The sequence below is a fragment of the Mesorhizobium sp. M0207 genome, from assembly GCF_040321995.1.
Taxonomy (GTDB): Bacteria; Pseudomonadota; Alphaproteobacteria; order Rhizobiales; family Rhizobiaceae; genus Mesorhizobium.
Window position 1 is genome coordinate 12,546 of record NZ_JAMYSQ010000028.1, and the last position, 25,410, is coordinate 37,955.

Below are 25,410 nucleotides of genomic sequence, written 5' to 3' on the forward strand. Positions count from 1 at the left end.
GCCGGCCAGTCATTCCGATTTCATTCCGGCCGGTGTTCCGATTTGAAGCCGGCCATTTTTCGGACTGATCCTGGGTCTGGTTGATGTTTGGATTGGGTTTTGTTTCCGGTCAAGCTTGCGCTGTTTCAGAGGCTTTTGGCGAGCGCTGTTTTCGCATGCTTTCTCCGGTGAGATCGATGCGATAGGCGTTGTGAACGAGGCGGTCCAGGATGGCATCGGCCAGAGTTGGGTTTGCAATGATCTCGTACCAGCGATCCAGGGGCAGCTGACTGGTGACGATTGTCGATCGGCGTTCGTAGCGGTCTTCAATGATCTCAAGCACATCACGCCGCTGGTCATCATTGAGTTTTTCCGGCCCCCAGTCATCGAGAATGAGAAGGTCGGTTTTGGCGAGTTGTTTGAGGATCCGGCCATAACGTCCGTCGCCTCTCGCGAGGGCAAGTGCTGCAAACAGCCGAGGAACGCGGTGATAGGCGACGGAGAAATCCTCTCGGCAAGCTTTGTGGCCAAGCGCACAGGCCAGCCAGCTCTTGCCGACGCCCGCCGGCCCGGTGATGAGAAGACTGTGATGCTTGCGAATCCAGTCGCAGCCGGCGAGCGCCATGAACAGATTGCGGTCAAGACCGCGTGCGGCACGAAAGTCGGCATTCTCGATCTGTGCGTCATGGCGAAGCTTTGCAGCCCTGGCGCGGGCTTCGAAACGCTTCTGGCGGCGCATGGTCGCCTCGCGCTCGAGCAGCATGGCAAGCCATTCGCCGTGCTCGAGGCCGCGCGCTTCGGACTGTGTGTCGAGCTCTTGGAAGGCGGTGGCCATGCCATGAAGGCCGAGTTCGCGCAGCATGTCGATGGTGGGATGGATAAGCATTGGTGTGTCTCCTCAATGAAAGTAATCAGGGCCACGCAGATTGGCGTGATCGACGATGGCGGTCGGTTCGGTGGAATGCCTTGCGGCCTTGTGATTGGCGATGAGCGAGGCGATGCTCTTGCAGTTCAGCCCGCCGATCTCGACAGCGCGGGCTGACACGGCTTCGGCGCGATCGCGGGTAATATCGCGAAACAGGCGCAGGACACCCAGGCATGTTCGAAAGCCTTGTTCAGGATGTGGGCGGCTGGCGAGGATTGCGACAACCAAGCCTTCCGTCTCGGGGCCGACGGATGCGGCCCAGCGACGGAAACGATCCGGCGTCCACTCGGCATATCGCCGGTGGGAGTTGGGCATATGATCCGGATCAGTCCCATGACGAGGGCCACCATAGCGGCGCTGATGGACGGCAATGCGCTTGCCGCGGTGAAAGATCTCGATGGTGCGTGCCGTTGCTCTCAGATCGACTTGTTGGCGAATGAGATTGTGCGGTACGGAATAAAAGAAGGTCTTGAACTCGACATGATAGTCCGTCGAGACGCGGGCCAAACGCCACTCGGCGAATTCGTAGTCTTCGCTCGGAAGGCTTGCGAGCGCAGCACGCTCGACACTCTCGAACAGTTGCCGGCGACTGACGCCCAGCCGACGCATGACATGATCATTGATGCGATCGAGTGCCTGGCGAATGGCGGCATTGGCCTCGGCCAGCGAGAAGAAGGTCTGGTTGCGCAGACGCCCCAGAATGCAGGATTGGGCAAAACGCACTCCATTTTCCACTTTCGATTTATCCCGAGGCTTTCTTGGCCGTGCCGGAAGAACGCCGACGCCATAGTGGGATGCCATCATGCCGTAGCTGCGGTTGATCTCGGGATCGTAGAAGCTGGCGCGGCTGACGCCCGACTTCAGATTGTCGGGGACGACCAGGCGGGGAACGCCATCAAAGAAACGAAACATCCTGACGTGTGAACCAATCCAATCAGGCAGTGTCTGGGTCCAGGTTGCTTCGGCATAGGTGAAGCTGGACGCTCCCAAGACCGCCACAAAGATCTCCGCCTCACGGATCTCGCCGGTGTCTCGATCAGCGATCGGGATCTTCTTGCCGGAATAGTCGACGAAGACCTTGTCGCCGGCGGCGTGTTCCTGGCGCATCGTCGGCGAAAGCCGCTGTTCGAAGCTGCGAAAGAGCTCGCAGAACCGGCTGTAGCCATATCCGTCGGGATGACTTCCTCGATACTCCTCCCACAAGATGAGGAGCGTGACGCCCGGCTTCTTGAGTTCGACGGCAAGATCGGCCCAGTTCGGCTCTGGGCGCCGCCGCGTGCCCTGTTTGATGCCATTGCGAGCGAAGAGTTTGTTCTCAAGCGCGTCATCGGTCAGCTCGCCTGGCAGGGGCCAGCTCAACCCGATTGCCGCTGCGCGCTGCAGATTATCCTGCACCGTACTGCGTGCTATTCCCAGCACGACCGCAATCTCGCGGGAGCTGGTCCCGCTTCCGGCAAGCCGAAGCATTTGTCTCAACTGTCTCATGGTCAGCCTTCTCTTTGCCGGCATCAAAATGTCCTCGTTCATCGCGAGGTAATTGATGCCAAAGTTGCTGACCCAGGAGGTAATCTTCAGTGCCGAAAACCGGCCGGTCTTTGGTTGGAATGGTGGCCGGCTTCATACCGGAATGGTGGCCGGTGTTTGATCGGAATGGCGGCCGGCTTCACGTCGGAATCCGCACGCGATCAGCCGCGTCGGCGGCCGACCGCATGCCTGTCCGTCCGAATAGACGCGCCGAGACGGCCAGTCGATCGCCTGCGCCAGGCCGCACCAGCCCGTGATTCATGTTGATGATCTGTCGAGCTTAGAGCAGAAGAGGTCCTGCTCTTTAGTGTCGCGTGGCCTGGACACTCGCCGTCCCTTTGAATCGCCGCCGCCGCACCGAGTGAATCACGCTCCGAGCACAAGGCAATCGCAAAACCGAATAGCAGGAAAAAAGCGCCCCAAACGCGCAAATCCTGCAATCCAAAGCCGCTTTAGGATGCCAGCTCAATGCGTTGCGGATAGTTCACCGCCGACTAACGACCGGGTCGAGAGAACAATCGGACCATCAAGGACGCCATCGTCAAGCGCTTGTATTGCGGCAGCTATAATCAACTTCGGCAGCACCTCGCCGAGGCCTGCGCTGCACAGCCAGACCGCTTCAGGTTAAAATCCCCTCAAGCAAATCTCGGGATTAAACACCTAGATGCACAGCCGCCAGGCGAAACAATCCGAAGCTGCGCGTGCAGTAGGCAGTCAGAAAACTCGGGTTTCAGCGCAACTCACCGAAAGCTACACTTTGATCCGTGGCTCGAACTTAACACGATCAAGGGTAATCATGCTTTTAAATTTTCGCACGTTCGGATTTGTATAGAGCTTTGTCTTGACGAAGACATCAAAGGCCTCGACGTCCTCAACCGCCACGATCAGGACGAAATCGGCGTCGCCCGTAACCATGTAGCATTGGGTTACTTCCTTGGCCGCGCGCATCGCGCGTTTGAAATCATCCACGAGGTCAAGACGCTCACGGTCTAGCTCTACCGTGAGCACAACGGTGAGTGATTTGCCGAGAGCCTTCGGATCCACCAACGAGATGTCCGCAACGATCACTCCTTCCGCACGCAACTTGTTCACTCGACGCATGCATGAGGCGGCTGAGGAACCGACAAGTTCCGCGAGCTCGGCAAAGGAGAGCCGGTTGTCCGTTTGTAGTGCCGTAAGGATCCTTCGATCTAGGTCGTCCACCGAGCGATGCCAGCTATGCCTAATTTTATGTGATTTTAACAATCGCATAACTTTGCGCAACATTTGTTGCAATTCACGCCGCCCATTGAAACAAAGGGGGCTCTCCTGGCCCGGCAGATGATCAAAATGCGTCTGCTTCCGATCAGCCCAGGTTGCGCCTCTCTCTTTACCAAATCTGGAGCGCGATTATCAGCTACAAGACAGCGAGGTTGACGACAACACGGCCGTGCTGCTGGCCTACCCAAATCGCGGTGCCTCCTGCCGTTGCGAAAAGGCTACCTCAGGCAAATTGATTATCTATCTGCGAGAAGGACGAGTTAGAGCAACCGTAGATTTCGCCGAGGATCCAGCGTCGGGCTCGGCCGGCAAGCCGCGGTCGGCTTCTTGGCCCCGTAACAAGTAGCGTTCGCACGCTCGTATCGGACGAATGCGGAGTTGAAGGTCGGTGGGGGAAGCTCTCCTGACGGACCACGCGCCTCCGAGCGCTCTCCATTTGATGGATATCGACCGCGTTTTCGCCGACTTGGACAATATCAAGCCGCATATCCACAAGTGGTTGGGGACCCGGATCTGAGGTCCAGCAGATGTGCACGATAAGGTGGCCAATCTCATGAATTGCTACATGGCCGGCCGACTTTTTTGATCGACCAAGCTGCATCGAACCAGTCAAAGCTGACTTCGGAAAGCTGGTTGGGTACCGTCGCCTTAACTTGACACGTGCCGCGCTGCTCTTCGCTGATCGCATTTCACGCGGTCTCTGGCATGACTGTCGCGCGCCACATTTGGACGGCTGCGCTGCGAAGGTCACGATTCTGAGCAGCGGTCACGTTGTTGCCTGGACAATTGAACAGATTGGTCGGGCTGTGGATGGAGACGAAACGCTGACGTTGTCGGCCGACTTGAAACACTTTGCCAAGACAATGGGCTACGTCGCAGCCGGCACAGTCGAATTTCTGATAGATGCCGACATACGGCAGGTTCACCTCCCTCGCGGTCAACTGCGGCATCCAGGTCGAGCACACAGTGACCGACCAAGTCACCGGCATCGATATCCCGAAGGCGCAGATCTAGAAGGGGCAGTGAGCGGGGCGCCGGAGTGCAGCGTGCCGACCCAGGCGGACATCACGGCCGAACGGCCATGCCTGCGATGCCGTACCACGACGGAAAACCCTGAACAGGATTTCATCCCTGATTATGGGTGAATTGGCGTCGGGGTCTTCACCACGAACGTGCCAGGTTCATCATGTGGTCGGTCATCGGTGGTCATGCCGAATGGGTTGGTGTCAGCAATCCGACCTTACCGAGGAACATCGATGACCACCGCTACGCCGCCTCGCTCGCTTCAGCGCTGCTGAGGGCCGCGCTCGCGAGCGGCTTCGCTACCGTCGAGGCGCTCTCGCATTCCGGGCGGCAGTTCCCCAACCTGACCATATCGATGAATCGGTCAGCGGCGCAGCGCAGGAAGGAGAACTTCCATGACGAAGTATGCCGCCCTGGATGTCTCAATAGTACAGACCGCCACGCCGCGCCTGAGACTAAGGCATCGTCGAGGCGATGATGGAGGCCCACCGTTCCATCATCGAGCGCATCAACTCGACGCGCAGGTTCGCGCTGCCGCGAAGCGGAATGCCAAGGCCCGCCTATTCATGACGGCGCCTGGCGTCAGCACCACGATCGCGCTTTCGGTCGCCTCGACCTACGACGATGCTTCCCGCTTTCGCCGATCCTTCAGCACCGGCGCCTATCTCGGCCTCACGCCCAGATGCTACGAATCCGGCGTGGTCAGTCGAAACGGCCGCATCTCGAAGCGAGGCGACAAGCTCACGCGAACCCATTCTTTGAAGCCGCCAACGTGATCCTGACGCAGCAGATTGACTTCTCTTCCCAGAAGGCCTGGGGCCTGTGGATTAAGAGAGTGCCGGGCGCAAGAAGGTGAGGTAGCGGTGGCGCGCAAGGTCGCCGTCATACTCCACGCCATGTGAAGACGAATGAGCCATTCCGGCACGCCGGTGCCGCCGCCTGAAAAAGGAGCTTCAGATTCCCTAACCGAGTTCTATTCCCGAGATGCGTCCCTGCCGGGACGCTGCACGGATGAGTTTGCTCTCAGGCGTGCGCATGGAACCGCGAATACCACTTCGCCCCACCCGCTCCAACGCAAACATGCGGCGATCCTTGCGATCGACCACGGAGAGAACCCTGAACCCGCAGGCGCTGCGTCGACAGAAAGAAAGGGCCACTTACAGAGGCGATTAGAACTTCATGGGAAACGACCACAAAGGGAACGTCTTGGCGAGCTCAGGCGCGAAAATTTAGTCGATAGCTATCGGTAGTAGAATCCCGCTTCGCCCAACGTTCATCACAGGATCGAGGCTTGCACGCGACTGAAAACCTGCTAGGCGGCCACCGAATACATAACAGTCAACTCCATATGCCATTTTCTTGATTGACCGGCTTGGCGGGTGCAGAGCCGTAACCTCTCCGGGTCTGACGTACTCTTGAATAACGTATGGGTTGCGGGCGGCCCGGTCAATGTTTTCCTCCCAGACTACTGAGGAGGTGAGACGCCCAACCAAGACATGCTCGCCACGCGTCGCGTTAGAGGGCTTCAGAACAAGATTGGCCTTGTTCTCCCGGATGTAGCCGATGAGCTCGATCCGACGCCGTTCGGGGTCAGTTGTTACTCCAGCTTTAACAAAACGGGTCCATGGAACGTGGCGTGCAATGAACTCGATCTGCTCGGCGTCGAAGTTCGAGCTGAATCGATCATCGCTGAGTACAGCAAGGATCGCCTTGTCAGATAATACCCACTGGGAGATCCACGGGTTTATCGAAACCACCTCTTCAGCCGCGCAGGCTTCTAAGTAGTCGCTAGATTCTTTAGCGTCAATGAGGTCCCTGGGGTCGAGTTTATTGTAAACAAGCTCGATGAGTTCGCCGTCAGGCCCGACTAGTCCGCGAGGCGTGCGCTTCATCGCGCTAACATCTAGCAACGTTGCTTTGACGCCTGCGTCACTTAGACCGTTCACGATCCAATCTACTTCATTTGTATAGCGTCCGCGAAAGTTGACTACGGCTGCAGTTTTCAGTTCGCTGCCGGCCGCAGCGTAATAGGCAGACACCAGCTCCCGGACGAAGCAGTTCGGATCTTTGGCGAAAGGCTGCTTGCTCACGTCTAGTGAAAGGCCATGTGTCAATGGGTTGGGTATGCGGCTCCAGATTTTTGCGGCGAGGCCGTTCTGAATAACGCCGCCAGGCGCTTCGGTATTCGTTTCAATTATCTTATAATAGCCATCGCTACCGAAAAGGCCATCCAGCCGGCATATTCTTACAATGGGCCGATGTTTCGGGAGAGAAGTGATCCGATGCCGCAAATGTTTATAGGCTGGAAATAGGTCTTGTACGTCCTCATTGCAGCAATACAGTTCAGCGGCGACATCAAGGAGCTTGACTACGGCCTCAGCGGTAGCGCCGAGGTGGTTTGCCAGACCGCAGTCTATCGCAAGGGGCCGGAGACATACGGGATACGCCCGCCCCTCAAAGTGCATGCCTCCCTCTGTAATCGCGCTGGACAGTTCGTCTTGAGCCTCCCAGATCGAGGCTGAATCGCAAGTTGCGAGCTCGCAAAGTCGGCGCTCGATTCGTGCATCCGCCTCGCTGATTGCTGGCACTGTCGCGATTGTCATGGGCAGCTCCTGTCTAGTGGCCTTGTGGTATTGGAGTTTGCGCGACCGGATGAATTCTTGGGCAGCGCGAATTTAGCATCCGATCAGCCAGTCAGCAGGCCGCCGGAGCGCGGGAAATCTCATCCTCGTTTGGCATCGCGTGGCCGGACCGTTTTGTGCTCGGTTGGTCGCTGACAGGACTTGAAAGATAGTGTGTTAAGGTTTTTCAGGAACTGCCAAATGTGGTGGCTTGACGCTGCCCGCGATACCGCGGCTTCGGAACTGTTCCTCGGTTCATCTCTGCAGAGACTGAAGGTGACCTGCTGCTGAATTTATCCTGCGGTGATTGAGCCTCGGCCGTTTGGACCGCTCCCCAATCCACTCTCGGCAGGCGCTAGAGTTTTCTGGCCTGATCAGCAAGAGGGGCTGGCGTTGTCTGCCGATGTCATGAGCACTGCCGGGACCTTGTTCCCGATCGCGCCGTGTGGCCGTTGTTCATCATAGTCTCGAGACAGTCTGCCGTGAACAATAGAGGGATCAGGCTTCGATCTCCATCGGCCGAGTGTGGAGGGCGGCGAAGAGAGGGCACAAAAGAGCCTTCAGCCACCTGAGGACGAGGGAGAAGTTGTGGCCGGCGGCGGCCAGGATGGTGTTGACGGAGTCGCCCTACTTGCCGGCGAGCTAGTTGCGGCCCATCCGGTGCTCGGCCTTGATGTGGCCGATCGCGGAGCGGCGGCGCATCTGGCGCTCATGGCTGGGGTGCGCCAGATGCACCAGTTCGTGCTTCACGTTGATGATCTGATCGAGCCTGGAGCGGAAAGATCCTGCTCTCCCGTCTCGCGCTTCTCGCGTGGCCTGGACACTCGCCATTCCCTCAGTTCGCCGCGGTCGAACCGAGTGAACCACGCTCCTCCAACGCAAGTTCGAGCCGCCGGTGACGGTGGACGCTGGGGCGCGCTGCGTTGAAGTCAGCATTCCGGCCCGCCTTTTGAAACCACCGTTGCGCGTCCAGCATCAGATTGAGCTTTTTCCCCTAAGCAACTGTGCGACGTAGAGGGCGCAGTCTATCCTGCGTGAGGACGGTGTGATTTGCCCGACATTCGACGCAGGAAAAGTAACCGCCCGGTGTAAGGAAAAGAATGGTGACCACGATGGTACAGATCTTACCTGTTCTTCCAACTGTCGATGAGCATTACTGTGACCAACGGCGCTACCCGGACGGGATCGCTTTTGTGGATGGGCAATACCTGCCGATGTCGGAGGCCAAAATCTCCGTGTTGGATTGGGGCTTCCTGCACTCCGATGCCACTTACGACACGGTGCACGTCTGGAATGGCAGGTTCTTCCGGCTGGATTTGCATCTTGACCGTTTCTTTGGGGGCGTGGAACGGCTGCGAATGGAGCTGCCCTATGATCGGGAGAAAATAGAGTCGATCCTGAGGAATTGCGTTGCTTTGTCGGGGCACAGATCGGCTTACGTGGAGATGATCTGCACGCGCGGTACATCGCCGACGTTCAGTCGCGATCCCCGCCAGGCGGAGAACCGCTTCATCGCGTTTGCTGTGCCGTTTGGGTCGGTTGCCAATAAGGAGCAACTCGAAAGAGGCTTGCACGTCGCGATCAGCGAAACGGTCCGCATTCCACCGAAATCGGTGGACCCGGCGATCAAGAATTACCATTGGCTCGATCTAGTGAAGGGTCTTTTCGATGCCTACGACAGGGGGGCGGAGACGGCGCTGATCTTAGATACAAACGGGCACATTGCGGAGGGGCCTGGCTTCAATGTGTTCGTTGTAAAGGAGGGGTCCCTGAGGACACCCGCTTTTGGGGTGTTGCCTGGCATCACGCGCCGGACTGTGTTCGATCTTTGCGCCGAGATCGGGCTCTCGGCCACCGCTGCTGATATTTGTCGTCCTGACATCAAAGGGGCTGACGAGGTGTTCATCACCTCGACTGCCGGCGGCATTATGCCCGTGACGCGTATCGACGACGCAGCGATCGCTAATGGGCACGTGGGACCCGTTACCCATCGGCTCATGTATCTCTACTGGCAAAAGCACGATGATCCGAAATGGTCGACCCCTGTCGTCTACCCGTGATGAGAAGCGGGCCATGCGACGGCTACTTGAGGAGCAACTCCGTGACGATCTCGATGAGCTGTCGTCACGCAAACTCGCGAAATTCGAGCAGGCGCGCTTCGTCGGGGCGCCGCCCTGGATTTGGATGATTGCTCGATGCGCACCGACGTCTCCTGCTGGTGGGAGACCGCAATCGGAAGGCGAGCGCGATCCGCGATGCTGCGGCAATTTTCTGCGCCGCCGAGCTCGGGTCACCCTCCGTGAACGTGCACCTCAACGAGGGGACCGACCCGTCGACCTTCCGCGAACTGGTGATGCCGGTTTGCTGGGCGTCACAAACCCTGTGGAATATGTCGGGCTCGCAGCTGCTTCGCTACCCTATGCGTCGTTGCGCGCGGGTTGAGCGAATTGACTGCGGTTACCATGGACGTACTCTTGCCATTCCTGCGGAGTTGCCGATGAACAACGATTTCATTGCCTATTTGTCTGCGGAATTGGCAGGGTTGAAGTCTGCGGGGCTCTACAAATCTGAGCGCGTCATCACCTCAACGCAGTCGTCCAAGATCGAGCTTGCGGGTGGCAGCAGGGTCCTGAATTTCTGTTCCAACAACTATCTCGGCCTCGCCGACAATGAAGATCTGAGGGACGCGGCTAAGACTGCGCTCGACCGCTATGGATACGGCATGGCGTCGGTCCGCTTCATCTGCGGGACGCACGAAGTGCACAAGCGACTCGAGGCGCGCATCTCCTCATTCCTGAAGGTGGAAGATGCGATCCTCTATTCATCTTGTTTCGACGCCAATGCCGGTCTATTTGAGACGTTGCTCGGCGAGGAAGACGCCATCATTTCCGACGCGCTGAACCACGCCTCGATTATCGATGGCGTACGGCTTTCAAAGGCCAGGCGCTTCCGCTACGCCAACAATGACATGGGAGCGCTGGAAGAAGAGTTGAAGAGGGCTGAGCGCAGCCGCTTCAAACTGATCGCGACCGATGGTGTGTTTTCCATGGACGGCATCATCGCCAATCTTCGCGGCGTTTGCGGTCTGGCCGAGAAATACGGTGCGATGGTCATGGTCGACGACAGCCACGCGGTCGGCTTCGTCGGCAGGCATGGGCGCGGCACGGCGGAGCATTGCGGCGTCGAGGGTAGGGTGGACATCATCACCGGCACGCTCGGCAAGGCGCTCGGCGGCGCCTCGGGCGGCTACACGGCAGGCAGGCGCGAGGTCATCGACTGGCTTCGCCAGCGCTCGCGGCCGTATCTCTTCTCCAATACGCTGATGCCCGCAATCACAGGGGCGTCGCTGAAGGTGTTCGATCTGATCGAAAAAGGCGATGCGCTGCGCCAAAAGCTCTATGCCAATGCCGACCGCTTCCGCTCCAAGATGTCCGAGGCGGGCTTCACGCTGGCTGGCGCAGACCATCCGTTAATTCCTTTGATATTGGGCGAGGCGAGCCTCGCCCAGCAGATGGCCGAGAAGATGCTCCAGCGCGGCATTTATGTGATCGGATTCTCCTTCCCCGTGGTCCCGAAGCATCAGGCGCGTATCCGCACGCAGATGTCTGCCTCACATTCGAGTGCGGATATTGACCGTACCGTCGAGGCCTTCACGGAGGTAGGCAGGGAATTGGGAGTCATCCGATGTCCGACATGACGGAATGCCATCGTCGATGCCCCGGGAGGAAGTCATGATAGTCCTTGGCGTAATTCAGGGTCGATCTATGCATCCGCAAGACGGATCTACTGTCGAACTCTAGCGGCACGTGATGCCCTGCCCGAACGAGCAGTGCTCGCCCGCCTCGGTAGGCTAGGTGATCGCCGGCAGGCCTGCACCGGTTTATTTGTCTGGAGAACAAAATGCCCAGGATTGTTGTCATCGGCGCCGGGTCACCGATGTATCGACTGCATATGCCCTTTTGGAGCGCGGTTATGACATCACTGTATTAGATAGGCAGCGGTATGCCGCGATGGAAACGTCATTTGCTAATGGCGGACAACTCTCGGCAAGCAATGCTGAGGTTTGGAACCGCTGGCGCTTCGAAGGCACCAGGCCCGGAAAGGCCATCAGCTGCCGCGGACTGTCGAAGCGACGGACGTCGCCGACTTCGCTGACTGAGGTGACCGCGACGATGAAGGACACACCACGAAGCGCTTGATAGGCCGCCACCACCGGCGCCATCGACCAGCTCGGCACCAACTCGGTCAGCTGGGCATCCAGCCGCTCCTGCCGGCTCTGTGCGGCGGTGATGACGTCGACCTGGTCCTGGAACCCAATCTGCTGGGCCGGATGGTCGAATTTTTGCGCTGCCAGCCAGCGGGCATGCGCCCGGTTCCAGTGCTTATGGCCGGTGAACACGCGCCATGGCGCAGCAGGAAGGAGAGGAGCTGAGTGGCGCTTCTTGCGCAGATCTTCGCTTGCCGTGGACCGCACGCGCATAAGATCGCCCACCGCTTCATGCACCGGGTCGGGAACCCAGATCCCTTTCAGCTCGCCGGTCCGCAGCAGCCGCGCCAGGCTGACCGCATCGCGCCGGTTGGTCTTGACCGCTCGCCCGGGCGCTTGGGGATCAGCGAGGGCGCAACGACATTGCAGCGGTGACCGAGCTCGACGATCTGCCGGTAGAGCCATAGCCGGTCGGCCCGGCCTCGTAGCAGAAATGCAGGCGCCGATCTTTGCGCTCCAGCTTGCGCACCAACCGCTTCACGGCCGCCGGCGTCGCGTCGATCTCGCCGAAATACCGGACTTCCCCATTGCGTCCGCCCGCGGCAATTGCAATCGCGTGTGCTTGGCTTTCGACACATCGATACCGACGTGAAAAACGTTATCCTCTTCCATGGCCCGTCCTTCCTTTGCTGGGGCTCGGCTGGCCACTCCAGAGATGGGGTATTCGGCTTGAGCCTCATCTTCGGGCGACCATGGCATGGTGGATAAGGCTTGAAGGTGCTGCGCTTCGAGGGTGATGTTAAACGTGGTTCTTGCATGGCGCAGCCACAAGTCATCAGAAGGAGGAAGCGCAGCATGAAACATTATGCAGGATTGGATGTCTCCGTGAAAGAGACCGCAATTTGCATTGTCGACGAAACAGGCAAGATCTGCCGGGAGATGAAGGTGCCGAGCCATCCCGAGGATCTTGTGCGGGTGCTCTCGGATCCTGCCTGGACCTTTGAGCGGATCGGCCTCGAGGCCGGACCGCTGTCGCAATGGCTGTTCAGCGGCCTGGCCGAAGCCGGCCTACCGGTGATCTGCATCGAGACCCGCCACACCAAGGCGTTCCTGGAGGCGCAGCCGAACAAATCCGACCGCATTGATGCCCGTGGCATTGCCCAGATGATGCGGGTCAACCTGTTCCGCCCGGTCCATGTCAAGACGCTGACGAGCCAGAAGCGCCGGGCACTGCTGACGGCGCGCAAGCTCTTGCAGGACAAGGCGATCGCCATCCAGAACGACATCCGCGGGCTATTGCGCAACTTCGGCCTCAAGGTCGGCATGGTCGGCGCCGTCAAATTCGAGCACCGTATCCGCGAGCTCACCGAAGGCATGCCCGACCTGGCCGAGATCGTCGAGCCGCTGCTCGATGCGCGCCGCAAGCTGCGCGAGAATTTTGCCGCGCTTCACCGCAAGCTTCTGGCGATCGTCCGGGATAACGAGGTCTGCCGGCGGCTGACGACGATACCGGGCGTCGGTCCGGTGGTGGCGCTGGCCTATACCGCGACCATCGACATTCCGGCCCGCTTCCGCAACTCCAAGGCGGTCGGACCGATCTTGGGGCTGACGCCGGTGCTCCATGAGTCGGGCGAAAGCCGCCGCATCGGCCGGATCTCCTGCTGCGGCGATGGCATCATGCGGACGCTGCTTTACGAAGCCGCGCAGACGCTGCTGACGCGCGTGGCGAAATGGTCGTGGCTGAGGGCGTGCGCGATGAATGTCGCCAGGCGGCGCGGCCGACAGAAGGCCATTGTCGCATTGGCCCGTCGGCTGGCGGTGATCATGCATCGCATGTGGCGCGACGGCACAGAGTTCCGCTGGACACGACAAGACATCATGCCGAAGGCCGCCTGATCGTGCGCCCGACCATTGCAGCCTGCCGCCGTGCGCGTGGCCCGTCAAGGGCAAGTCGCTGCGCGATGGGCCCGTGGCCCTTGACGACCCACCTGCGCGCGGGCGGGCAGCGCAAAGAAGGTCGGGACGAGGAGATGGTCGCCAGCAGTCGAACGCAGAGATGAAACATGATCGCAGAGCCAGCGTGACAAGGATCACCCCATAAGATTCCACCTGCCGGTGGAAAAGGGGCGTCCTTCGCGGGACGATGAATGAGGTGAGTTCGCGAGGGTTGCAGTACCGGTCGCATCACAACGATCAGGACGCTTCCGAGATTGTTCCACCTCATTCTCCTGAATCCCCCATTAAGGGTAGGGCCAGAGCGCCGATCCCGGAGAGAAGGAAGACCCCGCGAAAGATGCGCAACGCCGGCGAAGCGGAAGGACTCGAAAAGCGCTTGACTTCAACACGCCGAATAGAGAAGCAACCCCCGTTCGCTTTACAGCTGCAAGGACTAAGGGCGGGCCGCCGCTCACACCACGGTCATAACGTCTAGTCACAGCAAAACGAACCTGTTGACGCTCTCGTGACCGCCCCGTAACAGCTGAAGGCTGCTCAGGCCTACAACTTCATTCCCGGTCACGTTGTCGCCGGTCAGCATCCTCGTACATCGGTCATCGGACTCAGCCGAATGAGATTGATGGGCCGGAAGGGTCCAGTCTCCCCGAGCCTCGGATGCCAACCGCTACCTGCTTTCGCCACGCAGGATCGTCTCGGCGGCATCAGCCAGCACCTGACAGCCGAGCACCAGGTCGGCATCGTCAGTGTTTTCGGTCCAGTGATGGCTGATACCGCCAACGCTTGGCACGAAAAGCATAGCGGCTCTCAGATTGCGAGCCACGACCTGTGCGTCGTGACTGGCGCCGCTTGGCATTCTCACGTAGGCGCCGGGTGCATGGCGGGCGGCAGCATTCTCAATCGCTGCCTGGAAGGCCACATCCATATGCCATGGTTTACCGGCCTCGGTCCGCTCTATCTCCGCTCGGCAGCCGGTGCTGATCGCGGTCTCTTCGACCAGTTGCCTTAGTGCCGCATCGAGGCGCTCAAGCACCGGCATCTCTGAATCCCGAAACTGGAACAGCATCTCTGCCTTGCCTGGAATTATGCTGGGAGCGCCCGGCTCCAGGCTAATGCGGCCCGTGGTCCACACCGAACGCGGGCCGGCCACTTTCGGAAAGCGTTCGGCAATTGCCATGGCTAGCGTCGCTGCAGCGACGCCGGCATCCTTTCGCATAATCATGCGCGTCGTACCAGCGTGATTCTGGATTCCGCGAAAGATGATTAAGTACTGCCAAAGCCCAACAATGCTCGTAACAACACCGATCCGGTTGCCCGAGGCTTCCAGCGCGTCGCCCTGTTCTATGTGTGCTTCCAGATAACCGACGTAGCGTTCCGGTTCCAGCCGAGATCGGGGAACACCGGCTAGGCCGGCTGCACAGAGCGCTTCCCTGAGCGGCAGCCCATGATGGACATTCACAGCGCAGTCGATCTCCGCCTCGTCGATGTCACCGATGAATGAACGGCTACCAAGTAACGATACATAGTGGCCTTCTTCATCCGCCCACGCGACTGGGGCGATGGGAAGTCCAGCGCAATCCGGTGTTTCCGCGAAGCTCCGGGCAATCTCGAGGCCGTACATCACGCCAAGGGCCCCGTCGAGCCATCCGGCACGGTTCTCGGATTCTGCATGCGACCCAACCAACAGGAATCGCCGTTCCGACCGCGGAATGCCGAACACATTACCCACCCCATCGATATGCGCCTGAAGCCCTACGTCTTCGTATTGCTGCGCAAGCCAGCGGCGGCTGTCCATATCCTCTTTCGAATACGTCGGGCGATGGACACCCGTCCGGTACGCTCCGAATTGCGCGAATCGTCTGAGCTCCAACAGCAAGCGTCCGGCGTTGATCTTTGGCATCTGCTGAACCACCCTGTAGTTCGTCCTGAATAAGTTTAAGTTAAAGGCTAGTACTGACTCCCTTGGACCGCTTGTCGGCGATATGCCGGGTCGGCCAAGCGCGGCTCAGCGCAGATCCTGATCGGCTGTCAGCATCGGCCATCCAGCTATCCCAGACCGTGTTGAACTCGTCGAAAGGGCATGTCGGAATTCGGCCGCGGAAAGACTGCGCCTATCCTAGGGACAGACCGCGCTTATCGATCATGGTTCACCAAGTCGCAACGAGCCAAGCTCATGTAACAATGCAGAGCCTGTGCGAATCCCGCTGTAGAAGCAATCAAGTGTTAGATTTTCATTCGGCGCGTGGTTTGCTTCATCATGGTTCGCGTACGGCGTTTCGAAAGCAGGAATGCCAAGTATCTCGCTGAAGACATAGCTGGGCAGGCTGCCAAAACCCGCTGGGATAAGCAGGGGCTCCTCTCCTTGCGCTGCGACGAATGCACGGCGTAACGGCGCGGCGAAGGGCGAGGCTATAGGCGTCTTTGACGCGGACATGTTCTCCATCGCGATGAGCTCCACATCGGGCGCGTATTGCTTCACATGCGCGGCGACCTTGCGCAGTATGTCCCCGGGGTCCTGCGCTTGCACGAGCCGTGTGTCGCATTTTACAAAGGCCTCACTGGGCAGGACGGTCTTGCTGCCAGGCCCGCCATAGCCGCCATGGAAGCCATTGATAGTCAGCGTCGGGCGGAAGCACAGACGCTCGTAGAAGGGCCGTTCCGCCGGCGCATCGAGCCGCACGAGCCCGAGGCTCTGCTTATAGGCTTCAACGTCGAGCGGCAGGCGCTCGATTGCGGCCAGTTCCTCCGGAGACGGAGGCTCGATACCGTCGTGGAAACCGTCAATGGTGATTTCGCCGTCGGCGTTCTTCATGGTTCCGAGAAGGTGCACTAACGTCCAGATCGGATTGGGCACAACGCCACCAAAGTTACCCGAATGCAAGTCGCCGTTGGCATGGCGGCAGCGCAGCTCAAAGGAGAGCACGCCACGCGAGCCGAATTTGATCATAGGCGCGCCGCTCGCATGGCGCGGGCCGTCGGCCGTGACGGCAAGATCAGCCTTTAGGGTTTCCGTGTTGGCGCGCACGAAATCGGCAATATGGGGGCTGCCAATCTCCTCTTCGCCTTCCAGCAGCAGGATGACGTTGCAGGGCAGCGCGCCATGCACCTTGAGGTGGGACTCAATTGCCAGGATCTGCGCAAAATGCTGGCCCTTGTTGTCGCCCACGCCGCGTGCGTAAATGCGACCGTGGCGAATAATCGGCTCGAAGGGCGGCGAGAGCCATTTATCGATCGGGTCAGCCGGCTGCACGTCGTAATGGCCGTAGAGCAATATCGTGGGCTTACTGGGGGCCTTTTCCCACCGCGCGACCACTATTGGGTGCCCCGCCGTCGGCTGCAGGCTGGTTTCGAGTCCTATGTTCGTCAGCATTTCGACTAACAGGGCACCCACTTCGGCGATACCTATGTTCTCGGCACTGATGCTTGGATGACGAAGATACTCCTTCAGCCGTTCGAGAGATCTGGCGCGGTTCCCATCGATATACTCGAAAACGGCATTCAATGTGTCAGAACAAGTCATAGCTTTCTCTCGTTGCGCGAAATTACGGAAACGGGTCCGAGTGCCTCGGCGGCGACTGCAATTTCGACACGATCAGGAATAAGTCTGATTTTCGGGCATCGTATAGCGTAAGCTCGAAGTTTGCAGGCCGACAATGATTTGCACTGCGGTCACATGGAATGGAAGCTTCGGCGCGGCGAACCCGGATGACCGCCACTGCCATTGACGATTGTTGCCAAGTCGTCCTGCGATGATGCCCTCACCGCGCCATAGCGGTCTTGCACGCGAACTCCCTAGGTTTGCGCCAATTCAGGCGTTGCTGTGCCGACGAGACTTTTCTTAGCCTGCACAGCCAAAAATAGCTGTTCTCGACGACCGATCCGTTCCGAAATCGTTCTTCTTGTGAAATACGTCCTCCAAGAAACGGTGCTTTTGAAATGTGGTGATCGGCCCGCAATGTGCAAAATAGTTCCAATCAGTGCTCGGCCGGGGCCATTTAGTGCTGAAACGATACGAGCTATCCCTTCCGGGTGAATGTGTCGGGTAACGTCTGAGCTACCAAGCTCCCACACATTGGTACGCTAATGCAGCGGATGTTCGTCAGGGGCAGTCCGTCATTCTGAGCGCCTAACCGAAGCCGACATCGAGCCAACGAGCCGTCGGCCGGCAGCGTCGGACACATTCTGGCGCACTCAGCAGCGGACTTCAGATGAACAGACTCAAAGCAACGGTGCGGAGATTTGAGCAAGCGCTTGAGGATCGCTGTGGTCGGGCGTGGCCCGGACCAGGATCAGATGGAGAAATGTCGGTGTGACCGTGTCGCGCAAGATTGGCATCTTAAACCCCGAGCTTTCTGCAGCCCATTTTCAGCAATCGGTAAAGTTTGGGCCCAAACGCTCCTTCGCCAAGTGAAGTATTATTGTTGTCGTCTCCCAACAAAGTCATTCGTTGGAGAACGAGAGGTTTGTCGTCTCCCGGATTCGAATGCCTCACTCGCAGTGTCGACAGAACTAAGGCGCGGATTAACCGCGAGCCGCTGGGGCTTCTGCTCGATCGGCTGGCGGAAATATCGGGTACCCGCTGTTCATTATGGGCGATGCAGACGATCAGTTTGGCGCAAAATTCTTTACGACATAGATCTTCCTTGCGAGGAGCATTGGACGAAGGATTCAGCTCCTCGGGTGAATGAATTGAATTGAAGTTCGATCGCCATCCCGCGCTCGAGCCCGAGAGCTTGCGTCCGCTCGCTGGAGAGCACAACTTCGACGCCGCCGATTCGCACTGCAGCGCAGTCACCAAGCGGGTTTCGCGTTGGGCCACTGGACTGCCAGCAATCTCGCTTAAGTCCGGTTACGGACACAGCCGCATCGATCGGCACGCTGGAATCGGGGCCGATTTTGCCTCCGATGCGCAGCGGAAGCTTGGCTCCCTCGCCTGCTTGGAAGCATAGGCGCACCGCGATAGGATGCCAGAGAGGGCCCAAGGCGGCGCTCTCGACTTTACGCTCGATGAGGCAGCGTAGAATGCTTGTGTTGTCCGAAGCGGCCCCCCCCACCGGCGTTGTCGTTACCATCGGCAATCACCGCCGGCGCACCCTGGAATTCAAGTGCGGCGCTGATGCCATCTAACACTTATCAACCCAACTCCGTTGACCACGCATTGAGACCAGTTCCATGCCCACCTCGGTGGCAAGCGTGTCCCCTTTGGCTTTGTCTTTATCCATGATGACGAGCACGCGACTCCCCACCTCGGGGACATCCGATAGCGGGAAACAGTGGCCGATTGAAATAGAGAGCACACTATCTTTACCCTCCGTCGCTTTGATACGATCGACGAAATCCCGCATTAGCGGCATGTCCGTTCGGTACCAAGCCAACTGTCGACAGTCATACAGTGACATCACAGGCTTGACTTGGCCCCGAATCATTTTCAGGACCAAATCGGGCAGCTCCTCGGCACGTTCGACCTGATCGGTGTGAGGATATTCTTTGTACAGAATTATGATGTCGGCGAGCTTCACGCGCTTTACGGTCAGATGACAATGAGGGTCGAGTTCAACGCCAATGACGCATTTGGGGCCGACAAGGGCCCGCACGCGCTCCAAAAAGGTCTCCTTCGACGTCGTCATAGCCATAAGCCACCATGGCGCCGTGAACACCTAGCAGTACGCCATCTACAGGCACCGCCTCCTTGACTTGACCCAGGATCTCATCGCGCATGAACTCGTGATCGCGCTGGTTCGTGGGGCAGAAGGTTCGGCGTAGCAGCTACCCTCAATCAAAGTAAAGCCGTCTGCAGTCGCCCTTCGGCGCGCCGCCCAAAGCGGTTCCGTGCACCAGAGCGGCGCCTCCTCGGGATGCTCGCCCGGCCGCAGAAATGTCCCCTCTTTGAAGTTATCGATGCCGGTAGGGAGGGGCGAAAAGCTATGGGTTTCAGTAGCAAGCGTTGCCGCAAACAGACGCATAATGGGGGACGTCCATCATCTCTCACTAGAGTGGAATGCGAGCAGCATAATCCAAGTGGTCGCAGGATTGCGGCAAATTTCACCCATTCTCGAAGCATTGGAGCGCGAAAGGCGACGCAATTTGAAATGATACCGCATCTTCTGCGCGCCAGGAGCACGGAAGCGACCCGGCTTGAGCGACGGTGGCGCCATCGCGCCAAGTGCCTCGAGCTTCTCGGTCGGATCGGCCCGCAGATAGATCTCCGTGCTTTGCAGGCCGGCGTGACCGAGCCAAAGCGACACTTTGCGCGTCGCGACCACTCCCGAAAGGTGGTCCCAAAACAGCGCACAGCGTACGAGCTGATTGGCGAGCGCCAGCCTGCTCGCGACGAGGTCGTCGCGGCCGCGCACCAGCCCCCACAGGCCTTGATGGCGTCGGATTGTGGCCTGAGCGCCGCCGCGCCACCGATCCTCCCAGCGCCCCAATTCAGCTCTTTACAGGACAAACCGGCAACGGCCGCACATTGTTCCTATTTGCCAACGGTCGGAAATGGTGTGATCGACCAACCGATTAAGTTGACGGCTCGCTGAAGTATCGCAGCGGTGTGGGCACGGCCGGGTGAAGCGGCGATGACATGGCCGATCCAGTCTCGAGAATCGCCTTTCCTGAGAATCGGCGTCTTGGGTTCAACATAGAATTTGACCTCGGCGACACCCGACACAGCGGCCGCCCGACTCTCGCCAACGATCCAATCAATGGTGCCATCGCGATCAGGAACTAGGATCCGCGCGGCTGCAATGTGCGAATGCCTTTTGCGCAAGTCCCATTCCTCGCCGATCGCAAGCTTGATGTGCTCGGTGATGAGATCGATACCATAAGCCAACTGAATCATTTGGGGATCGGGCGTGCCAGGAAGACGCGGATTGACTTCGATGACGACTGGGCCACGCTTCGTCCACCGGAGTTCAATATTCGTTGGCCCCCAGCCAAGGCCGAGAGCTTGCAAACAGCTCTGCGAAACATCGGCGATACGCTCATGCTCGTCATCAGTCAGCAGGGCCGGAATGGTGAATTCACGAAAGACGAAATGGGGTGGAGGGGCGAACTCGGCGGCGGCAATCCCGATGACCTTACTTCCCATTATCTCAGCGCCGTAGTATGGGCCTTGTGCGAATTCTTCGACCAGTATCCTCGGCGAAGACCGCCATATGTGCTTTCCGCCCAATAGATAGGTCGTATGTTCGGATAACTCATCCATGTTGCGGCACAGTCGGACACCTCTGCTGCCGGCGCCTACGGCTGGCTTAAGAACCACCGGCAGGCCGATCTCCGCGGCAGAGCTTTTTACGTCCGTGGCATTCGTGGCCAAGCGATAAGCAGGCATTGGAACGCCGGCCTCCGCGAGGAGCTGACGTTGAGTGAATTTGTCGCAGCATGGTTCAATGGATTCGGGGTTCGGTCCAGGTAGATCGAAGTGCCTGCAGAGCTTGCCAACTGTCGCATAGACGTAACCCTCACTGCTCGCAATGCCAGCAATGTCATAGCTCGCACCCAGTCGGGAACATTCGCGGATAAGCGCATCGAGATTGTCTGTATCGACCGGGATTGCCTCCACCTTTTCCGCCGCAATGTAGTCGTACCGAGTTGGATCGGCCGCCAGCGTAATTGGATGAAGACCAAGACGCTTGGCCGCTTGAACGTATAGCAGACCAGTACACCGTGAATGGCCTTCAACCAGGATGAGCGCTCTTCTTGCCATTGGCGTCGACCTTCCGTTGCGTGCTGTGGGGCGATCTGAGCGAAACTCGGCGCCGTTCCTTAGCCGCGCCTTACCTCAGCTTGTGGTGAACGTATCAATGTCAGCGATTTGCGGTCGCAAAGTTTCTGTAAATTTATTTGAAGGACCTGTTGCAACGCTTTGTTTGCCGGCGGCGTGGCATAGAGCGTCTGGACGGCGGCGAGCGCCACCGAGGAGATGCCGCCCACATCTCGAAGGCTGCGGTTCGCCTTGCAGGGTAGTCAGCTGCGGTCAAACTATGGCGCCGCAGGCGAACAGGTTATTACTGGGACGAAGCTCGCCGCCGCCCGCGCTTCCCAAAACTGCTACATCGGGCAGCCTCTGAGGATTTCGACTCTCGCAGCGAACGCGGCCTCGACCGGCCCCTCATCGCCGGCGACTGCATCGACGCCTGCTACAATCTGGCCATTTGTGGGCCGCCAGGGTTGAGAAGAGCTCGCTTGCCTGCGCGCTTGGCCGTCTGGCCTGCCGCGATGATCGCTCCGTTCTCTATCGGCGCGTGCCCCGCTTGTTCGCAGTCTGGCACTCGCCCGCTGCAAAGGCCGCTACGCGCGGCTCACGCGCAAGCGGCAGCGTGTTAATCCTTGACGTTCGGATTTGTGAACGAAACCGCTCCCTGTAAACGTTGTTCCGAATCCATATGCCGATCACGGCGCCGACTGCGCGTGCTCGAGCCCTCCGAGAGCCGGGCTTTTGCCCGGGGGACGGTCTCAACTGGCGTCCTTATTGGGCGCTGCTAGCCCGGAAATTGCATCGCAGTTTGGCGGATGTGAAGTAAGCCGTCCAACTGACGTAGGATTTTGTGCCTAGGCTGATCCGTGCAATGTCCCGGAGGGCCACACCCACCATGAATGATCCTGCGCTGCCGCTAAGGGGTTTGTCATCTGTTCGCAGCAAGGCTGTCGTCGCCCGTTTCGACGGGGGGCTACGGCCCTGCTCTTGCCGGTGACACGCCGGAAGAGAGAATCATGCGCGATACGGGCGAGCTTGAGGCAGGTTTCCACCGCTACCACCGAGCAGGTGGTGTTGGCTGAGCCGCGGCCGATCTCGACCTCTCGCCGGCTGTCGAACAGGATTTCGTCACACCCTTAGGGGCAAATTCTCTCTGTGTCTAACTCTTGTGTTGAAGAATTGTGGTAATGCTTCGAAATTAATATTAAATTATGTTCAAAAAGCTGTTAAATATATTGAACTATTCTTAATTTAAACTATCTTGCTCAAGATACAATCTGGATGATATTCCTTTGCGACGATGGAAATTGGCTATCGGTTTCACCGACTGACTTGTGAAAGGAAGTCCCATGTCTGCTGTAGAGGCTGGAGGAAGCATCGGGCGCGCAACTCGTTTCCATAATGAATCGGATTCATCGCTAGCGACAGCATTGGGCCGACCAATCGTCAAGCTCTTGGACGCCAGCCATGAGGTAAAGAAGACATCAATCCCGCGGCCGCGAACGCAAGGACACCTGATGACAAGACGCACCGCAATGCGATATGCGATTTCGGCATTGGTCGTCACCTGCCTGCCGCTGCCACGCGACGTCTTCGACAAGTTGATGGGCGAATATGGCGCCTTGGACGGAATGCCGGACAGCGCTCAAGTCGATACATCCCCACTGATTCCCGCAGCAGCCTGAGATCGGCCGTCCGGCGGCAGCAGTTGGCGTACTTTCGCTAGAAGCGCTCGCGACAAGTCATGCGCAGCGATACGACAAGAAACAGCCTATAAATTCAGCCACAGCCATTGCGCTGCCAATGACCGCATCGAATCTACCCCTGCACGGAGGAATTATCATGAATACCCGCGATCAGCAGACGACATTGGAGCAAGCCGCCCGAGAGCGCATCAAGGATTCCCATGCCCTCGACGGCGACGCCGGTCGCTTGAAACATTTCTATCGCGGCTGGGCCAGTTCCTACGATCTGGACGTCGACCGCGACGGGTACTGCGGGCCGACCATCGTGGCGGAACTGGCGGGGGCCGTGCAGACGGCCTATTTGGCCAGCGATCGAGCAGCCATCGCAATCCTGGACGCTGGGTGCGGAACAGGTCTCGTCGGCGTGCAGTTGAAGCGTCTTGGCTTCCGGCTACTCGACGGTTTCGACCTCTCCGAGGAGATGGCTGAAAAGGCCCGGAAAACCGGCGTCTACCGCCACGTCCAAGGCGATGTCGACCTTAACGGGCCGCTCTCCGACTACTCCAGTGCAACCTACGATGTTACGGTCTGCTGCGGTGTCTTCACGCTCGGGCATGTCCGACCGGATGCACTGCGCGAACTGGCTCGCGTCACGCGTCCGAACGGATTCGTCATCGCAAGCACCCGTAAGAGCTATGGGGAGACCGCATCCTTTGAAGACGAGGTGCGGCGTCTACAGGATGCGGGGGTCCTTGTACCGGCACAGCGTTTAAACGACGGCAGATACGTCGCGGAGGAGGACGCGCACTACTGGGTTTTTCAGGTGACCGACAAAGCCAACGCACCAACGGAGGAGCAGCTATGATCACGCTACCGCAAATCTCACTGATGAAACTGGCAGCCAATGCAACGCGACACGAAGAGCGCGAGCGCCTACGCCTGGCCTGCGAGGAGTACGGGTTCTTCTATCTTAAGCACGGAATCCCGAAAGAACAGATCGCAGAAGCGATCCAGGCTTCACGGCGGTTCTTCGCGTTGCCACAGTCGACAAAGGAACGTTACGGTCACGCCGCCCAAGACGTGTACCCCACTACCTCCCGTGGATACAGTCCGTTGCACGGCGAGGTGCTACATCCCGAGGCTGGCCCCGATCCAAAGGAAATGTTCGACCTCGGACTCGAGAACGAAGACGACGGGCGTCCGTTTGCCGGACGCACACGCCTTCCGGATGACGCATTGGCTCCTGGTTTCGCTCGAAGCCTGCTTGCTTTGCAGACTACCGTGGTCAACGGGGTTGTGCCGCAACTCGGGATCGCGCTGGCCGACCTGCTCGATATGGAAGAGGGCTGGTTCCAACGCCATTTCAACCCGCCGACGGTCCTGCAACGCGTGATCCGGTATCCATCTACTGGCGGCGCGGCCGGAAAGCATACCGACAATGGGTTCTTTACGCTGCTGCTGCAGGAGGAACTCCCCACCCGCTCCTTGCAGGTGTGGTTCGGCGGGCGTTGGATACCGGCGCCGAGCCTCCCCGACAGTCTCGTGGTCAATCTAGGCGACATGCTTCAGGCCTTGAGCGACGACCGGTTCAAGAGCACGCCGCATCAGGTCGTACACAGTGGTTCGACTGACCGAATTTCCCTTCCTTTCTTTATCTATCCCGACATCGACGCTCGCCTGACTTCCCGGCAAGGAAAGCAAACCTTCAGTGTCGCAGAAGTGATGCTGCGCAACTTTGAGTCAATCTGGGAAACCCGGAATGGCGCCGGACGCGCGCGAGAGTTGCAGTAGGCCGTTCGGTTTCTCGAAGAAGGAGATTAGGACATGCGAAGGGCAAAGCGATTTCCGCAACGAGGAGGAAACTCGGATTTCCCGATGTCAATCGCCGCAGAATCGACTCCCCGGATCGGCTTCAAAGAGGGCTCTGACACACCCCTCGATGAAGAGTAGGTCAGCTGTTTGTAAAAGGTAGACGGCTAGCATGCTGAAGTCTCTTCGCGCAGGAGAGGCGATGAACTGGTTCTTGGAGAGGAACCCACGGGCAAGCCGCGTCGTTCGTATTACCGTATGAAGATAGATGCCGGTGTCCAGGTCTTTTCTCCGATCGGAAAGCCCGTGGCAACGCGGCACCAACGAGAACACCAACGGACTGCTGCGACAGTACTTCCCGAAAGGCACCGATCTGAGCCTCCGCAGCGCCGAGGAGGAGCTCGCCGCCGTCGCAGCCGCCCTCACAACGCCAAGCCTCGAAAAACCCTGCGCTGGAACGCCCGCAAAGGCGGCTTGACTCGTGGCTGCTGTGGTGAAAACCATCTGTGTTGCGAGGACCGCTTGAATCGGCCTTGCACGCCCTAGTCGGAGTGGTGGAACCCGCCGCCGCGCACCGGCCGCCGCTCGTGCAGCGTCGACCGCATCGAGCACAACCCCGGAATGGGCCGTCCGGGTGACCGCCCTACTTCTCGAGCAGCTATCCTTTTCTTGGCCCACTATCCATCATGGGTCCTCGTGAGCCCAAGATAATGAACGAGGATCGCCAGGCG

At 58.9% G+C, this 25,410-nt stretch carries 19 protein-coding genes and 6 pseudogenes; 11 read left to right on the forward strand and 14 right to left on the reverse strand.

From position 1 onward, the window contains the following. Window positions 1-109 precede the first annotated feature (109 nt). The 3 genes from istB to NKJ15_RS27405 form a co-directional block, all read right to left on the reverse strand. Window positions 110-865: an IS21-like element helper ATPase IstB gene (gene istB / locus NKJ15_RS27390; protein ID WP_352818873.1), complete on the reverse strand. Its 756-nt coding sequence runs from the start codon at window positions 863-865 to the stop codon at window positions 110-112. Window positions 866-877: 12 nt separating this feature from the next. Next, complete coding sequence (istA, locus tag NKJ15_RS27395; RefSeq protein ID WP_502906952.1) at window positions 878-2,389, reverse strand: IS21 family transposase; 1,512 nt, start codon at window positions 2,387-2,389, stop codon at window positions 878-880. Between the two features lie 789 nt (window positions 2,390-3,178). Continuing rightward, complete coding sequence (locus NKJ15_RS27405; RefSeq protein ID WP_352752850.1) at window positions 3,179-3,631, reverse strand: Lrp/AsnC family transcriptional regulator; 453 nt, start codon at window positions 3,629-3,631, stop codon at window positions 3,179-3,181. Between the two features lie 911 nt (window positions 3,632-4,542). On the opposite strand from NKJ15_RS27405, the pseudogene NKJ15_RS27410 reads away from it, so the two are divergent. Then, a pseudogene (locus NKJ15_RS27410) lies at window positions 4,543-4,830 on the forward strand (ATP-binding protein); the annotation flags it as partial. A 276-nt stretch (window positions 4,831-5,106) separates the two neighbouring features. Further along, window positions 5,107-5,487, forward strand: a complete 381-nt coding sequence (locus NKJ15_RS27415; protein ID WP_352818878.1) for a transposase — start codon at window positions 5,107-5,109, stop codon at window positions 5,485-5,487. A 453-nt stretch (window positions 5,488-5,940) separates the two neighbouring features. On the opposite strand, the gene NKJ15_RS27420 is transcribed toward NKJ15_RS27415, so the two are convergent. Then, entirely contained in the window at window positions 5,941-7,314 is a 1,374-nt protein-coding gene (locus tag NKJ15_RS27420) for a hypothetical protein (protein ID WP_352818881.1), read from the reverse strand. 660 nt (window positions 7,315-7,974) lie between these two features. Beyond that, the gene (locus NKJ15_RS33085) at window positions 7,975-8,163 is read right to left on the reverse strand and encodes a hypothetical protein (protein WP_502906958.1); all 189 of its coding nucleotides are present in this window, start codon (window positions 8,161-8,163) and stop codon (window positions 7,975-7,977) included. Between the two features lie 269 nt (window positions 8,164-8,432). On the opposite strand from NKJ15_RS33085, the gene NKJ15_RS27430 reads away from it, so the two are divergent. The 3 genes and pseudogenes from NKJ15_RS27430 to NKJ15_RS27440 form a co-directional block, all read left to right on the forward strand. Further along, window positions 8,433-9,392, forward strand: a complete 960-nt coding sequence (locus NKJ15_RS27430) for an aminotransferase class IV (RefSeq protein ID WP_502906953.1) — start codon at window positions 8,433-8,435, stop codon at window positions 9,390-9,392. Between the two features lie 437 nt (window positions 9,393-9,829). After that, window positions 9,830-11,029 (forward strand): glycine C-acetyltransferase, encoded by a 1,200-nt coding sequence (locus tag NKJ15_RS27435; RefSeq protein WP_352818985.1) that lies wholly within the window; start codon window positions 9,830-9,832, stop codon window positions 11,027-11,029. 203 nt (window positions 11,030-11,232) lie between these two features. After that, window positions 11,233-11,408 (forward strand): annotated as a pseudogene (locus NKJ15_RS27440) (FAD-dependent oxidoreductase); the annotation flags it as partial. On the opposite strand, the pseudogene NKJ15_RS27445 reads toward NKJ15_RS27440, so the two are convergent. Further along, window positions 11,393-12,211: pseudogene (locus NKJ15_RS27445) on the reverse strand (IS110 family RNA-guided transposase); the annotation flags it as partial. The pseudogenes NKJ15_RS27440 and NKJ15_RS27445 overlap by 16 nt on opposite strands. Before the next feature lie 183 nt (window positions 12,212-12,394). Here NKJ15_RS27445 and NKJ15_RS27450 point away from each other — a divergent pair. Continuing rightward, on the forward strand, window positions 12,395-13,435 hold the full coding sequence (locus NKJ15_RS27450; RefSeq protein ID WP_352818884.1) for an IS110 family RNA-guided transposase: 1,041 nt from the start codon (window positions 12,395-12,397) through the stop codon (window positions 13,433-13,435). Between the two features lie 724 nt (window positions 13,436-14,159). Here the strand turns inward: NKJ15_RS27450 and NKJ15_RS27455 are convergent. The 7 genes from NKJ15_RS27455 to NKJ15_RS27485 form a co-directional block, all read right to left on the reverse strand. Further along, entirely contained in the window at window positions 14,160-15,392 is a 1,233-nt protein-coding gene (locus tag NKJ15_RS27455; RefSeq protein ID WP_352818887.1) for a hydantoinase/carbamoylase family amidase, read from the reverse strand. Window positions 15,393-15,632: 240 nt separating this feature from the next. Beyond that, the gene (locus tag NKJ15_RS27460; protein ID WP_352818890.1) at window positions 15,633-17,012 is read right to left on the reverse strand and encodes a M20/M25/M40 family metallo-hydrolase; all 1,380 of its coding nucleotides are present in this window, start codon (window positions 17,010-17,012) and stop codon (window positions 15,633-15,635) included. Window positions 17,013-18,117: 1,105 nt separating this feature from the next. Further along, entirely contained in the window at window positions 18,118-18,564 is a 447-nt protein-coding gene (locus tag NKJ15_RS27465; protein WP_352818893.1) for an MlrC C-terminal domain-containing protein, read from the reverse strand. Between the two features lie 51 nt (window positions 18,565-18,615). After that, window positions 18,616-19,119, reverse strand: coding sequence for a M81 family metallopeptidase (locus tag NKJ15_RS27470; RefSeq protein ID WP_352818896.1), 504 nt, complete (start codon window positions 19,117-19,119; stop codon window positions 18,616-18,618). After that, window positions 19,046-19,210 (reverse strand): M81 family metallopeptidase, encoded by a 165-nt coding sequence (locus NKJ15_RS27475; RefSeq protein WP_352818898.1) that lies wholly within the window; start codon window positions 19,208-19,210, stop codon window positions 19,046-19,048. The genes NKJ15_RS27470 and NKJ15_RS27475 overlap by 74 nt, the downstream gene beginning before the upstream one ends. Before the next feature lie 260 nt (window positions 19,211-19,470). After that, entirely contained in the window at window positions 19,471-19,920 is a 450-nt protein-coding gene (locus NKJ15_RS33090; protein ID WP_502906954.1) for a hypothetical protein, read from the reverse strand. 44 nt (window positions 19,921-19,964) lie between these two features. Next, window positions 19,965-21,194 (reverse strand): ATP-grasp domain-containing protein, encoded by a 1,230-nt coding sequence (locus NKJ15_RS27485; protein ID WP_352818900.1) that lies wholly within the window; start codon window positions 21,192-21,194, stop codon window positions 19,965-19,967. Between the two features lie 323 nt (window positions 21,195-21,517). Between NKJ15_RS27485 and NKJ15_RS27490 the strand changes: the two are divergent. Continuing rightward, window positions 21,518-21,797 (forward strand): annotated as a pseudogene (locus NKJ15_RS27490) (ATP-binding protein); the annotation flags it as partial. Window positions 21,798-22,147: 350 nt separating this feature from the next. Here NKJ15_RS27490 and NKJ15_RS27495 read toward each other — a convergent pair. Next, a pseudogene (locus NKJ15_RS27495) lies at window positions 22,148-22,291 on the reverse strand (integrase); the annotation flags it as partial. A gap of 411 nt (window positions 22,292-22,702) precedes the next feature. Here NKJ15_RS27495 and NKJ15_RS27500 point away from each other — a divergent pair. From NKJ15_RS27500 to NKJ15_RS27515, 4 genes and pseudogenes are all read left to right on the forward strand, one after another. Continuing rightward, window positions 22,703-22,870, forward strand: coding sequence for a hypothetical protein (locus NKJ15_RS27500; protein WP_352818903.1), 168 nt, complete (start codon window positions 22,703-22,705; stop codon window positions 22,868-22,870). 157 nt (window positions 22,871-23,027) lie between these two features. Then, window positions 23,028-23,735, forward strand: a complete 708-nt coding sequence (locus NKJ15_RS27505) for a class I SAM-dependent DNA methyltransferase (RefSeq protein WP_352818905.1) — start codon at window positions 23,028-23,030, stop codon at window positions 23,733-23,735. Continuing rightward, a complete protein-coding gene (locus NKJ15_RS27510; RefSeq protein ID WP_352818908.1) occupies window positions 23,732-24,661 on the forward strand; it encodes an isopenicillin N synthase family dioxygenase in 930 nt (309 codons plus the stop codon). Before NKJ15_RS27505 ends, NKJ15_RS27510 begins: the two co-directional genes overlap by 4 nt. Window positions 24,662-24,965: 304 nt before the next feature. Then, window positions 24,966-25,225, forward strand: a pseudogene (locus tag NKJ15_RS27515) (hypothetical protein); the annotation flags it as partial. Between the last annotated feature and the right edge of the window lie 185 nt (window positions 25,226-25,410).